This is a genomic window from Streptomyces sp. NPDC052396 (genome assembly GCF_044593195.1).
In the GTDB taxonomy this organism is placed as follows: domain Bacteria; phylum Actinomycetota; class Actinomycetes; order Streptomycetales; family Streptomycetaceae; genus Streptomyces.
Window position 1 is genome coordinate 553,572 of sequence record NZ_JBIUAW010000003.1, and the last position, 12,718, is coordinate 566,289.

The following is a 12,718-nucleotide window of genomic DNA, read 5'->3' on the forward strand; positions in this document are numbered from 1 at the left end:
CTCAGCGCAGCCGGGCCACCCGCCAGACCGCCAGCAGCACCAGCAGTGCCACCACCGCGGTGTACGAGGCCACAAACCGCCAGTCCGGGCGGCCGCCCGAGCCGCGCTGCGGCAGGCCGGGCCAGGTGTAGCCGACCCGGCGGGCGGCCATCACGCCCCACCCGGCGGCGCAGCCGCTGATCAGCAGGCCGAGCATGGCCACCACCGGGCCGCCGTCGCCGAAGTCGAAGGCGAGCGGGAAGGCGAACATCAGCGAGCCGATGGCGGCCAGCAGCACGATCGGTGCCAGCTGCCACAGCCGCAGCCGGCGCGGCGGGCGCAGCTCCCGGAAGGAGGCGGGCACCACGCCCTCCGGCGCGGTCTCCTCGGTGTCCTCGGGACCGTCCGGCGTCAGCGCCTCCAGATCCGCGCGCGGCGGCTGTTGTGATGTGTCACGAGGGCCGGCCTCCATCGCCACGCGCCCTCCCAACCCCGGACTCCACGGCTCGCTCGACGCTTGATGATGGCACGCTGCGGAACCGCGGAATGACACCTGGCACTTCCCGATGCCATCACGTGATCAGGCTGTGACCGCTCGTTCGACCAACGCCAGTGCCAGCCCGGTCAGTTCCGCCCGTCCCACGGCGGAGCCGTCGAGCCAGTTGACCCGGGAGTCGCGGCGGAACCAGGAGTCCTGGCGGCGGGCGAACCGCTTGGTGGCCCGCACCGTCTCCGCCAGCGCCTCGCGCTCGGTGCACTCGCCGGCCAGGAAGGCCAGCACCTGCTGGTAGCCCAGCGCCCGGGAGGCGGTGCGCCCCTCGCGCAGCCCGGCCCGCTCCAGCGCGCGGACCTCCTCGACCAGCCCGTCCGCCCACATCCGGTCCACCCGGGTGGTGATCCGCTCGTCCAGCTCGGGGCGGGCCACGTCCACGCCGATCTGCACCGCGTCGTACACCGGCGTCTCGCCGGGGAGGTTGGCGGTGAAGGGGCGGCCGGTGAGCTCTATGACCTCCAGGGCGCGCACGATGCGGCGGCCGTTGCCCGGCAGGATGGCGCGGGCCGCCTCGGGGTCGGCGGCGGCCAGCCGGGTGTGCAGCGCCCCCGGGCCCAGCTCCGCCAGCTCCGCCTCCAGCCGGGCGCGCACGGCGGGGTCGGTGCCGGGGAACTCCAGGGCGTCGATGGCCCCCTTGATGTAGAGGCCGGAGCCGCCGACCAGGATGGGGGTGCGGCCCTCGGCCAGCAGCCGGTCGATCTCGGCGCGGGCCAGTCGCTGGTACTCGGCGACGCTGGCAGCCTCGGTAACGTCCCAGATGTCCAGCAGATGGTGCGGCACCCCCTGCCGCTCGTCCGTCGTCAGCTTGGCGGTGCCGATGTCCATGCCCCGGTAGAGCTGCATGGAGTCGGCGTTGACGACCTCGCCGCCCAGCCGCTGGGCGAGGGCCACGCCCAGGTCGGACTTGCCGGCCGCGGTGGGCCCGACGACGGCGATGACCCGCGGTGCGGGAGCTGCGTTTCTCACCGCACCAGTCTCGCAAACCTCGGCGCGCCCCCTCGAACGAGCTACGTGACGCGGCGCCACCGCTTTCGTTGCCTGTTGCGAGGTTCCGAGAGCCGGTTCCCGCTCCGGTGCCCCGCCAGGCGCGGTGGAGCGTCCCCGGCGACCAGGGATTTCACTGACCCCAGTAAGGTAATGGAGTAGATATGGGCGTGTTTTCAAGGTTTCGCCGTCAGAAGTCGGAGGCGTCAACGGAGGAGGCCGCGGCGGCCGCTCTGACGGCGGAATCGTCCGACGCGGCGGAGACCGCCGAGGCCGCGCCGGAGGCGGTCGCCGAGGAGGCCACCGAGCAGACCACCGCGGCGGTCGCCGAGGAGGCGGCCGAGGCGGCCGCCACGGACGGGGGCGAGGCTGCCGAGGGAGTCGAGATTCCCAAGCAGCAGTCCGCGGAGGAGGCGGCGGACAGCGAGGCCGGTGAGGGCGCCCGCAAGTAGCCAGCTGGACCATACGACGAGGGGTAGGTGCCCAGCCATGGGCCTGTTCGATGATCTCAAGGCCAAGCTCGAACCGGTGAAGGGCAAGGTCGGCGACCTGGTGCAGCAGCACGGGGCGCGGATCGAGCAGGGCATCGACAAGGCGGCGCAGGCGGTGGACGCCAGGACGGACGGCAAGTACACCAGCCAGATCCGCACCGGCACCGGCAAGGCCAAGCAGGCCCTGGACCGGCTGGGCGAGCAGGACGGCCGGGGCGGCCGGGCCTGAAACCCCCGGAGGTCCGGAACCCCGGATACGGCGACGGCCGCGGAGCTCACCGCTCCGCGGCCGTCGCCGTATCCGGACGGTTCAGGACCAGGCGGCCACCAGGTAGCCCACCCCGTACGGCGCCCCGTCGTACAACAGCGAACCGCGCAGCGCGGCGCCTTCCCCCGCACCGGCCAGCACCTGCCAGGGCGCGCGCCCGGCGGCCTGCAGCTCGGCGGCCAGGGTGGGGTCGAGGGCGGCCAGGGCGGCGGTGTCCGCGGCGCCCAGCGCCCGGGCCGCGGCGGCGTCGAAGCCCTCGGCCCGCTCGTCCAGGTAGCCCGGGGCCTTCACATCGCGGCAGGCGCTGCCGTCGCCCATCACCAGCAGCGCCAGCCGTTCGTCCGCGGCCGCCAGCGCGCGGCCCCGGCCCAGGCAGTCCTCGGGCGCGTCCTCCGGCGCCAGGCCCAGGCCGGTCACCGGTGCCGCCGACCAGCCGGTGCGGGTCAGCAGCCAGGCGCCCACCGCCAGCGGGGCCGGCAGCCGGCGGTCGCCGGCGGCGCCGGCGCCCAGCCGCACCTCGAGGTCCACGCCGAAGGGGCGGAAGGAGCCCGGGGTGCCCGGCGGGTACTCGCCCTCGCCGGGGCCTACCACCACCAGCCGGTCCGGACGGGCGGCGGCCAGCACGGCCACCGCGTCCAGGCAGGCGGCACGCAGCGGATCCAGCTCGGACGCGGCCCCGGCGGCGACCTCCGGGACCAGCAGCGGCGGACAGGGGCAGACGGCGGCGGCGACAAGCATGACCGGAACGATACGCGCCGCGGCGGGCTCAGTCGCAGCCGCAGCCGGCGCCGGTGGGGGCCGGGGCGGGCGCGGGAGCGCCGATGGACGGGATGCCCAGCATCACGCCCTGGGGCTTGGCCTGCGCCGCGGCGTTGCGCTTCTCCCAGGCGTCCCCGGCCCGGGTGCGGCGCACGGCCTTGGCCGGGCCCTCGGCGAGCAGGTGGTGCGGGGCGGCGTAGGTGATCTCCACGGTGACCATGTCACCGGGGCGGACCGGCTCCTCGGGGCGGGTGAAGTGCACCAGGCGGTTGTCGGGCGCCCGGCCGGACAGCCGCCGGGTCGCGTCGTCCTTGCGTCCCTCGCCCTCGGCGACCATGACCTCCAGAGTGCGGCCGACCTGCTTCTTGTTCTCCTCCCAGGAGATCTCCTCCTGCAGGGCGACCAGGCGCTCATAGCGCGCCTGCACGACCTCCTTGGGGATCTGCCCGTCCATCTCGGCGGCCGGGGTGCCCGGGCGCTTGGAGTACTGGAAGGTGAAGGCCTGGGCGAAGCGCGCCTCGCGCACCGTGTGCAGGGTCTGCTCGAAGTCCTCCTCGGTCTCGCCGGGGAAGCCCACGATGATGTCGGTGGAGATGGCGGCGTCCGGCATGGCGGCGCGCACCTTCTCGATGATGCCCAGGAAGCGCTCCTGGCGATACGAGCGGCGCATCGCCTTGAGCACGGTGTCCGAGCCGGACTGCAGCGGCATGTGCAGCTGGGGCATCACATTGGGCGTCTCGGCCATCGCGGCGATCACGTCGTCGGTGAAGTCGCGCGGGTGCGGCGAGGTGAAGCGGACCCGCTCCAGGCCCTCGATCTGCCCGCAGGCGCGCAGCAGCTTGGAGAAGGCCTCGCGGTCGCCCATGTCGGAGCCATAGGCGTTGACGTTCTGGCCGAGCAGGGTGATCTCGGTGACGCCCTCGGCGACCAGGGCCTCGACCTCGGCCAGGATGTCGCCGGGGCGGCGGTCCTTCTCCTTGCCGCGCAGCGCCGGGACGATGCAGAAGGTGCAGGTGTTGTTGCAGCCGACCGAGATGGAGACCCAGGCGGCGTAGGCGCTCTCCCGCCGGGTGGGCAGGGTGGAGGGGAAGGCCTCCAGCGACTCGGCGATCTCGACCTGCGCCTCCTGCTGGATACGGGCCCGCTCCAGCAGCACCGGCAGCTTGCCGATGTTGTGCGTGCCGAAGACCACGTCCACCCAGGGGGCCTTCTTGACGATGGTGTCGCGGTCCTTCTGGGCCAGGCAGCCGCCGACCGCGATCTGCATCCCGGGGCGCCGGGACTTCACCGAGGCCAGCCGGCCCAGGTTGCCGTACAGCTTGTTGTCGGCGTTCTCCCGCACCGCGCAGGTGTTGAAGACCACGATGTCGGCCTCGCCCTCGGCGGAGCCCTCCGGGGCGCGGACATAGCCCGCGTCCTCCAGCAGTCCGGAAAGCCGCTCGGAGTCATGGACGTTCATCTGGCACCCGTAGGTGCGGATCTCGTAGCTTCGAGTAACGCCCACTTCGTCCACTGCTCCGGTCCGGTCGCTGCTGCTGGTCATTGCTCCAGGGTAAGGGGGGCGCCGGAGAGCCGCGTCACTCGATCACCGCACTCGATCAGCCGCGCTCGATCACCCGCACCACGGTGTCCGCGAGGAACGGCGCCCCGTAAGGGGCCGGGTCGAGCTCCGGGCCGGTGGTCAGGACGTCCAGCCCCAGCGGGGTGTCCCCGGTGACCAGCCCCGAGCGGTCGTCCTCGGGCAGGTGGTAACGCACCAGCAGGGACGGCTCGCTGAGCGCCGCCAGGCGCAGCACCAGGGTGGCCTCGTCGGGGTCGTCCATGGCGCCGCCGAACAGCCGGGAGGGGATGGGGGTGAACCGCAGGGCGCTCTTGAAGGCGAACAGGCCCGGCTTGGCCACATGCCCGTAGAGGGCGGGGTCGGTGCCCAGCGAGATGTCCCGGCAGCCCAGTTCACGTGCGGTCCGGAAGGCCTGCATATACATGGCGCGCACAATGCGGTGCTGCCGGCCGTCCGGCTCGGTGGCCACAAACCGGATCACCACGGTGGAGTCCTCGCGGATCCGGCACACACAGCCGCCGATCAGCTTGTCGTCGGCGACGGCGTGCACCGCGAAGTACTCGCCGGCCCGCTCCAGGATCTCGTCGCGGTCGAAGCGGGCGTAGGGCACGCCGTGCCGCATGGTGGCGATCTGCCGCTCGTACAGCGCCAGGAACTCGTCGTAGCCAGCGGCGCTGACCGGCGTCGCCACCTTCATCCGGATGCCGTGGTCGGTGACGAACCGCAGCCCGGCCCGGACGCTGCGGCGCTCCTTGCCGGAGAGCCGGTCCAGGAACGCCTCCTCCGAGGGGCCGGCCGGGGCGAGCCAGGTGATCCAGGAGGGATGCACGGTAAAGCCCGCCCGCCGCAGCTCCGGCCAGCAGGCGGGCTCCGGGCCGGTCACCCGGACCATGTCCAGCTCGTCCCGTCGCGACGCCCAGTCGGTGTGCAGGGCCTCGTCGGCGGTCACCTGGGCGGTGGTCAGGCCGCCGGTGGTCTCCACGACCATCCTTGTGCCTCCTCGGCAGGCGTTTCAGAAGGATTCGAGCGCTGCGGCGGGGACCTCCAGCCGCTGCTCCCGCCGGCCGTGGCGGGTCCGCAGGATCACCCGGGCCCCGTCGCGGCCGGGCAGGATCTGGACGGTGCGCTCGTCCGTCCAGCCGGAGAAACGGAACTCGCCCTCTCCGACGTGCACCAGGCCGAAGACCGGCTTGCCCGCGATGAACAGCACCAGCCGCCCGTCCTGGAGATCCACCCGGGCCGGCAACTGCCGCTGCGGCAGCAGGAACTGGCCCTCGGCCTCCTCGAAGTCCGGGAAGGACTCGGGGAGTTCGAAGGAGCAGCGGTAGCGGTCCAGGTCGCCGGCCGGGGCCGCCGGGCGGTTGAAGAGCACCTCGTCCATGTCGAGCGCGGCGCGGAACTCCTCGGGGAACAGGGTCAGCAGCTCGGGGGTGAGCGTGGTGTCGATGATCATGTGGACGCGCTTGCGCTCCCCGGCGTTCTTGACCTGGTGCAGCCGGCAGAAGTCGCCGAACCAGAAGGAGCCGGGCTGCCAGCAGGACAGGTCGCCGTCCATCAGCAGGGTGGCGCCGGGGTTGGTGATGAAGGGAATGTGCAGCCGCAGGTTGGCCCAGGGGAAGCCGATCTTGGTGTCGAAGTGCAGCTCACTGACCGCCCCGGGACCCAGCGCCAGCAGGCGGACGCTGCGCAGCGGCGCCGGGATGGCGGCCAGGATCTCGTCGAGGTAGGGGACCTCGGCCCGCCACGGGGTGTCGGCGAACTCGTCGAGACCGGCGCCGCCCGGGTCGGTGCGCTCCACGCTGCCGGTGGGGCTGCGCAGCGGCAGGGCCCGCCAGTCGAAGTCCGCGTACTCCGCGGGTCCGGTGGTCTCGAACGTCCGCTGCAACGGCCACTGTTGCCGGTCCAGCCGCTCCAAGTCCGCGCGGAGCCTGGCCACATCGAAGACCGGCAGCAGCCGGGCGGTGGACGGGTGGCTGCCCACGGTGGGCTCACAGACCTGGTAGGCGACGGTCATCTCACATCTCCCCGAAGGCTCGACGGTTGTCGTGACGCAAGTCGGAACGCGGTGCCCTGCTGGTCCACTGTGGCCGCGGCCGGTATCACCACCGTCTTGCCGCTCTCTCGCCCCGGCCGCGACCGGATGACTCAGGGGCTGGGCACCGTCTGGTCGGCCTCCGCCACCGCGGCGGCGGCCGGAACGCGCCGTGCGCCGCGCCCCACGGCCGCCAGGCCCAGCAGCACCAGGCCGCACACGGCGCCCAGCAGCAGGAACGGCAGCCGGCCGGTGATCTCGTAGAGGGCCATCCCGATGACCGGACCCAGCACGCTGCCGATGTCCGAGACCAGCCCGAACAGCCCGAAGGCCTTGCCGCCATGGCCCGCGGCCTTCAGTTCGACGATGCCCCGCCGGGCGGTGAGGAAGAGGGTGGCGTAGCCGACCATGAACACCATGAAGCAGCCGCCGACCGCCACCACCTCGGCGCTGGCGGCCATGGCGCACAGACCCACGGCCGCGAAGCCCAGGCCGATGGCGGTCAGCGTGCGCAGGCGCACGGTGTAGCGGCCCAGCAGCCACATGACCAGGCCGGAGGTGGCCAGTCCGGCGACGAAGACCACCGAGATGGCGGTCCGCGCCGAGGAGTCGGAGCCCTTGCTGAGGTAGACCGGCAGCACCGGCTCCAGTGCCGAGTAGACCAGGGTGGTGAACATGTCCAGCCCGCCGAGCAGCAGGGCCCACACCCACCACCGTCCCTGGGCGAGCGCGCCGGTGGCGGCCGGCTCCTCGTTCTGCTCCTCGCCCTCCTGCTCCGGCCCGGTCTCACCGGGGCCCGGGATGGCCCGCAGCAGGCCGACGGCGGTGGCCGCGGTGACCACGGCGCCCGCCAGGAACAGCCCGGACAGTCCGACCGGTACGGCCGCTCCGGCGATCAGCGGTCCCAGCAGGAAGCCGGCCACCGCCGCCGAGCCGAAGTTGCCCATCATCCGGCTGGTGGAGATCCGGTACTGCCGGCACAGGGCCGCCATCCCGGCGTAGAGGGCGGGAGACACCAGTCCCTCGCCGATCCCCCAGCAGACCCGGGCGGCCAGCAGCGAGAAGCCGTCCCGGGCCAGCGCGGTGAGCACAATGCCCAGGGCCGCGGTGAGCATGGACAGCAGGGCCACCCGGTCCGCCCGCCACCGGTCCACCCACCAGCCGCCGACCGGCTGGGCCAGCGCCTTGGCCGCCGCGAACAGCGCGAAGGTCAGCGCGATCAGCACCGGCCCGGCGTCCACCCGGTCCTCCAGGTCCGGCACAAAAGGGATCATCACGGTGTAGGAGGCGTTGACGCTGATGACCGCGATCAGCAGCAGCGCGGCGCGGCGCCGGCCGGGCCCCATCTCACTCCCCCCGGATATAGGCGGAGAGCACCTCGTGCATCCGCGCCAGTCCGGCGGTCAGATCCGGCCGGGGGCGCGGAGCGTAGACCAGGGCGTACAGGTCGGTGCCGGTCAGGGCGTGCCGCTCCTTGAACCGGTAGTTGTCCCGGCCCCATTCGATGCGCTTCATGCCCTGCTGGTAGGCCCACTCGGTGCTGCGGTACATCAGGGCGACATAGGTGCTCAGGTCGTGCAGGGTGGCGTAGGCCACCCCGCCGCACATAAAGGTGACCTCGTCCCCGCGCCGGAACGCGAAGAACGCACCGACCAGTTGCCCGTCCACCTCGGCCGCCACCATAAAGGCGCCGGGCACCCGCAGCATGCCGTGCAGGGCGTCCTCGTCGAACAGCGCGGGCCAGTCGTTCTTGTCGCTGGTGTCCACGGTCAGCGGGAAGGCGGCCGGCACCAGCGGGTGGGCGTCGGGGCCCTCGATCATCCGCACCGTCAGGCCGCGTTCGGCGCCCCGGCGCAGCCGCCGCTCCACATCCCGCCTGATCTTGTTGGGCAGGCGGAACATGTGCTCGGTGAGGTCGGCGCCGAGCTCGCAGCCATAGGTGCGCTCCAGCAGGATCCGGCCCACCGGCTCCCCGGCCTCGGCCACCCAGCTGTCCACGCCCTCCGCGGTGAGGTTGGGCACCACCAGCAGTTCGGCGGGCCCGTTCGCGATCCACTCCATGGCGGTCTCGTGCACGCCGCGGACCAGGGCGGCCGGCACCGGTCCGCGCTTGCCGTACATGGAGTAGGGGGAGCCGGCGAAGACCACCGGGTCACCGAAGGCGCCCACCAGGCCGACCTGGCGTTCGTAACCGTCCCAGAAGGGCGACCGGTGCACCGCATACAGGGGCATCACCGCGTCGCCCTCCGCCCCGGCCGGGGTGTGGACATAGGCGTGCCGGGCCCGCTTCTCTATACCGATGGCCTCCCAGCCGCGCAGCCAGCCGGCCGAGTCGTACAGGCAACTGGCGGCCACCCGCTCCGGTACCTCGTCGGACAGCGACCAGCCGGAGGCAGTGGTCAGCACGCTCTGGCCGGTCTGTGTGGCACCCACGTACGCATGCCTCCTGCTTCGGGCCGACAATTCGCTGGGCCACGGTAGGGAGTCGCGCTCTCACTCCGGTATCAGCCCGGTCTCACGCGGAGCGGTGGTCGCCGTGAGAACGAGACAAGAACAACGGTCCCTACTGTCCCTGTCCGGGCCGGGGTCCACGGCGTCTTGGACGGCTCTTGTCGAAATCCCGGCGAAGACGGCACAGGCATCGGCCTGTTGGGGTCACAAGGGAGAGCTATGAAGGCGGAGCTGGCGATGTTCGGCAGCAAGCCCGCGGTACGCCCGGAGCACCGGCGGCTGGAGTGGCCGGTGGTGACGGACGCGGACCGCGAGGCCGTGCTGCGCGTGCTGGACAGCCGTAAGTTCACGGTGGGCGCGAAGAACGAGCAGGAGATCAGCGGACTCGAGTCGGAATGGGCCGAGTTCTGTGACACCCGCTACGCGGTGGCCGTCAACAGCGGCACGGTGGCACTGGAGTTGGCGCTGACGGCGCTGGGCATCCAGCCCGGTGACGAGGTGATCGTCCCGGCCCTGAGCTATGTGGCCACGGCCATGGCGCCGCTGTACCAGCTGGCGATCCCGGTGTTCGTGGACATCGACCCGGTCACCTTCAACATCGATGTCAACCAGATCGAAGCCAAGATCACCAACCGCACCAGGGCGATCATCCCGGTTCATCTGGGCGGTCTGCCCGCGGACATGGACGAGATCCGGGCCCTGGCCCGCAAGCACGACCTGCTGGTGATCGAGGACGCGGTGCAGGCCCAGGGCGGCAAGTACCGGGGCGAGACCTGCGGTTCCATGGGCGCGGCCTCGGTGTTCAGCCTCAATGTGGAGAAGTCCATCCCCACTTGTGGTGAGGGCGGTCTGATCGTCACCGATGACGAGGCGGTCGCCGAGCGCTGCCGCAGCCTGCGCATCCTGGGCGAGGACCTGAGCACCGAGGAGCGGCTGTATGTCTCCGCCACCCGGGGCTCCAACCTCAAGCTGAGCTCGGTGCTGGCCGCCTTCACCCGCTCCCAGCTGGCCCGGTTCTGGGACTACCAGGAGCGCCGGGACGCCAACACCCCGGTCTTCCTGGAGCGGTTGGCGGCGCTGCCGGGCATCGTGGTCCCGCCCACCCCGGAGGACCGCAGCCATATGTGGCATATGCTGCGCTTCCGCTTCGACCCCGAGGCGGCCGGGCTGGACGGCCTGTCCGCGGGCCGGTTCCGGCAGGCGCTGCGCCGGGCGCTGCTCGCCGAGGGCGTGCCGCTGACCCACTACCAGATCATCCCGCTGCCGGGGCAGCCGGTGTTCCAGGAGCAGAACGCCTATGGCCAGGGCTACCCCTGGTCGCTGCCCGGCACCAACCCGCAGCGCTACGACCTGGCCGACTACCCGGTGACCTGCCAGGTGATCGAGGACTCGCTGTGCCTGCGGCGGATGCACCTCAACCCGGACGCGGGCCCCGCGCTGGACGAGTACGCCACCGCCTTCGAGCGGGTCTGGAAGAACCTGGACGTGGTCGGCCGCATGGCCAGGCAGCTGGACTACGCGCCGCCGTGGGCCGCGGTCAAGGGGGCCGCCGTGCAGGCCGGTGCCACGGTATGAGCACCCGGACCGCTGAGGCACCCGCCGGCCCGGACGTGGGGCGGGACGAACTGGAGCGCCGGGCCCTGGCGGTCCGCGAGCACATCCTCCGGATCGGCGCCGGGGCGGTCGGCACCCATGTCGGCGGCTCGCTGTCGGCGGCCGACATCCTGGTGGCCCTGTACTTCGGGGTGCTGCGGGTACGGCCGGAGGACCCGCGCTGGGCGGAGCGCGACCGCTTCGTCCTCAGCAAGGGGCATGCCAGCGCCGCCCTGTACGCCACGCTGGCCGAGCGGGGCTTTATCGACCGCGCGGAGCTGGCGGGCTACGGGAGTCCGGACGGCCGGCTGATGGCCCATCCCACCCCGGCGGTGCCCGGGGTGGAGTTCGCCACCGGCTCGCTGGGCCACGGGCTGTCGCTGGCCACCGGACTGGCGGTGGCCGCCCGGCGGGCCGGGCAGCCGCACCGCGTCTTCGTCCTGCTCGGGGACGGGGAGCTGCAGGAGGGCTCGGTCTGGGAGGCGGCCATGTCGGCGGCCCATCTGGGCCTGGACAACCTCACCGCGGTGGTGGACCGCAACCGGCTGCAGATCAGCGGGTCCACCGAGGACCGGATGCGGCTGGAGCCGCTGGCGGACAAGTGGCGCGCCTTCGGCTGGCAGGCGGTGGGCGTGGACGGGCATGACTTCGGCCAGTTGCTGCCGGCCCTGCGGGCGGCACCGGAGCCGGGGCGGCCCACCGTGCTGATCGCCGACACGGTCAAGGGGCGCGGCGTGCGCCACCTGGAGAACCGCAAGCAGAGCCATTTCGCCAAGCTCGGCGCCGCCGCCTATGAGCGCGCGCTCACCGCCCTGCGAGCCACCGCATGAGCGCCGCGACCCAGGCGACGGCCGCCGCCGCGCAGCAGCATGAGTCGGACCGGGCGGCCTACCGCGCCACCCTGGTGGAACTGGCCCGGGCCGACCGCCGGATCTGGTGCCTGGACTCGGACATGGGCGGCCTGGAGAAGCAGTTCCAGGCCGAACTCCCGGACCAGTACCTGGACCTGGGCATCGCCGAGGCCAATCTGATGTCGGTGGGGGCGGCGCTGGCGAGCACCGGCCTGCTGCCCTTTGTCAACACCATGGCCGCCTTCGCCTCGGCCCGGGCGCTGGAACAGGTCAAGATCGATATCGCCTACCACGCCCTGCCGGTGCGCATCGTGGGGACCCACTCCGGCTTCTCCGCGGCCCATCTGGGCCCGACCCACCACGCCCAGCAGGATCTGGCGGTGATGCGGTCGCTGCCCCATATGACCGTGCTGACGCCGGCGGACCCGGCCGAGACGGTGCGGATGGTCAACGCGGCGGCCCAGCTGCCCGGTCCGGTCTATATCCGGCTCGGCCGCGGCCCGACCGATCCGGTCTACCCCGGCCCGGCCGGGTTCACCGTGGGCAAGGCGGTGACCCTGCGCACCGGGGGCGATGTGACCCTGGTGGCCGCCGGCAGCCACCCCGTGCTGTTCGCCCTGGAGGCGGCGCGGCGGCTGGCCGCCGAGGGCATCGAGGCCACGGTGCTCAATATGCACACCATCAAGCCCCTTGACGTACCGGCGCTCGTCCACGCGGCCGAGCACACCGCCGGCCTCGTCACCGTCGAGGACCACTCGGTGCTCGGCGGGCTGGGCGGCGCGGTCGGCGAGGCCCTCGCCGAGCACCGGCCGGCCAGGGTGCTGCGGGTCGGCATGGCGGACGCGTTCTGCGCCCGTCCCGGCGACCACCGCACCCAGCTCAAGGCCGCGGGGGTCTCCCCGGAGCATGTCATCGCGGCCGCCCGGGCCGTGCTGACCGGCCGTTCGTCCCCTTCTTCCACGGAAGTTCCGTCCGCGGAAGCCAGCGACATCACCAAGGAGAGTGCGTCATGACCACCGCCACCGCCAGCACCTGCCCCGAGTGCGCCGAGGCCGTGCCCACCGCGCCCGGCCTGCGGGTCAGCTCGATCGTGGTCTGCCCGGCGTGCAAGGTCGAACTGGAGGTCATCGGCCTGGAGCCGGCCGAGTTCGCCCTGGCGCCGGAGATCGAGGAAGACTTCGGGGAGTAAGGGGTGA

14 protein-coding genes are annotated in these 12,718 nt (G+C 72.5%); 6 read left to right on the forward strand and 8 right to left on the reverse strand.

The features are described from left to right. Position 1 precedes the first annotated feature (1 nt). Together ACIHFE_RS10885 and miaA are read right to left on the reverse strand one after the other, a co-directional pair. Positions 2–451: a hypothetical protein gene (locus ACIHFE_RS10885; RefSeq protein ID WP_400105596.1), complete on the reverse strand. Its 450-nt coding sequence runs from the start codon at positions 449–451 to the stop codon at positions 2–4. A gap of 108 nt (positions 452–559) precedes the next feature. Continuing rightward, positions 560–1,498 carry a tRNA (adenosine(37)-N6)-dimethylallyltransferase MiaA gene (gene miaA / locus ACIHFE_RS10890; RefSeq protein WP_400105509.1) on the reverse strand — a complete coding sequence of 313 codons (939 nt, stop codon included), beginning with the start codon at positions 1,496–1,498 and terminating at the stop codon, positions 560–562. A gap of 182 nt (positions 1,499–1,680) precedes the next feature. Here miaA and ACIHFE_RS10895 point away from each other — a divergent pair, with 182 nt between their 5' ends. Both ACIHFE_RS10895 and ACIHFE_RS10900 read left to right on the forward strand, forming a co-directional pair. Further along, entirely contained in the window at positions 1,681–1,968 is a 288-nt protein-coding gene (locus ACIHFE_RS10895) for a hypothetical protein (protein WP_400105510.1), read from the forward strand. A gap of 37 nt (positions 1,969–2,005) precedes the next feature. Beyond that, positions 2,006–2,236 (forward strand): antitoxin, encoded by a 231-nt coding sequence (locus ACIHFE_RS10900; protein ID WP_400105511.1) that lies wholly within the window; start codon positions 2,006–2,008, stop codon positions 2,234–2,236. Between the two features lie 81 nt (positions 2,237–2,317). Here the strand turns inward: ACIHFE_RS10900 and ACIHFE_RS10905 are convergent, their stop codons facing one another. The 6 genes from ACIHFE_RS10905 to ACIHFE_RS10930 all read right to left on the reverse strand — a co-directional run bounded on the left by ACIHFE_RS10905 (position 2,318) and on the right by ACIHFE_RS10930 (position 9,060). Further along, a complete protein-coding gene (locus tag ACIHFE_RS10905; protein WP_400105512.1) occupies positions 2,318–3,013 on the reverse strand; it encodes a class III extradiol dioxygenase subunit B-like domain-containing protein in 696 nt (231 codons plus the stop codon). Between the two features lie 28 nt (positions 3,014–3,041). Beyond that, positions 3,042–4,577, reverse strand: coding sequence for a tRNA (N6-isopentenyl adenosine(37)-C2)-methylthiotransferase MiaB (gene miaB, locus ACIHFE_RS10910; protein ID WP_400105513.1), 1,536 nt, complete (start codon positions 4,575–4,577; stop codon positions 3,042–3,044). A 55-nt stretch (positions 4,578–4,632) separates the two neighbouring features. Then, on the reverse strand, positions 4,633–5,583 hold the full coding sequence (locus ACIHFE_RS10915) for a GNAT family N-acetyltransferase (RefSeq protein WP_400105514.1): 951 nt from the start codon (positions 5,581–5,583) through the stop codon (positions 4,633–4,635). 24 nt (positions 5,584–5,607) lie between these two features. Further along, the gene (locus ACIHFE_RS10920) at positions 5,608–6,609 is read right to left on the reverse strand and encodes an aspartyl/asparaginyl beta-hydroxylase domain-containing protein (RefSeq protein ID WP_400105515.1); all 1,002 of its coding nucleotides are present in this window, start codon (positions 6,607–6,609) and stop codon (positions 5,608–5,610) included. A gap of 131 nt (positions 6,610–6,740) precedes the next feature. Continuing rightward, positions 6,741–7,973, reverse strand: a complete 1,233-nt coding sequence (locus ACIHFE_RS10925) for an MFS transporter (RefSeq protein WP_400105516.1) — start codon at positions 7,971–7,973, stop codon at positions 6,741–6,743. 1 nt (position 7,974) lies between these two features. Then, entirely contained in the window at positions 7,975–9,060 is a 1,086-nt protein-coding gene (locus ACIHFE_RS10930) for a GNAT family N-acetyltransferase (RefSeq protein WP_400105517.1), read from the reverse strand. 237 nt (positions 9,061–9,297) lie between these two features. Here ACIHFE_RS10930 and ACIHFE_RS10935 point away from each other — a divergent pair, with 237 nt between their 5' ends. The 4 genes from ACIHFE_RS10935 to ACIHFE_RS10950 are packed head-to-tail and all read left to right on the forward strand — an operon-like array spanning position 9,298 to position 12,711. Continuing rightward, positions 9,298–10,653, forward strand: a complete 1,356-nt coding sequence (locus ACIHFE_RS10935; RefSeq protein ID WP_400105518.1) for a DegT/DnrJ/EryC1/StrS family aminotransferase — start codon at positions 9,298–9,300, stop codon at positions 10,651–10,653. Then, positions 10,650–11,501 carry a transketolase gene (locus ACIHFE_RS10940; RefSeq protein WP_400105519.1) on the forward strand — a complete coding sequence of 284 codons (852 nt, stop codon included), beginning with the start codon at positions 10,650–10,652 and terminating at the stop codon, positions 11,499–11,501. Before ACIHFE_RS10935 ends, ACIHFE_RS10940 begins: the two co-directional genes overlap by 4 nt. Next, positions 11,498–12,535, forward strand: a complete 1,038-nt coding sequence (locus ACIHFE_RS10945; RefSeq protein ID WP_400105520.1) for a transketolase family protein — start codon at positions 11,498–11,500, stop codon at positions 12,533–12,535. The genes ACIHFE_RS10940 and ACIHFE_RS10945 overlap by 4 nt, the downstream gene beginning before the upstream one ends. Beyond that, positions 12,532–12,711 carry a lysine biosynthesis protein LysW gene (locus tag ACIHFE_RS10950; RefSeq protein ID WP_400105521.1) on the forward strand — a complete coding sequence of 60 codons (180 nt, stop codon included), beginning with the start codon at positions 12,532–12,534 and terminating at the stop codon, positions 12,709–12,711. Before ACIHFE_RS10945 ends, ACIHFE_RS10950 begins: the two co-directional genes overlap by 4 nt. Positions 12,712–12,718 lie beyond the last annotated feature (7 nt).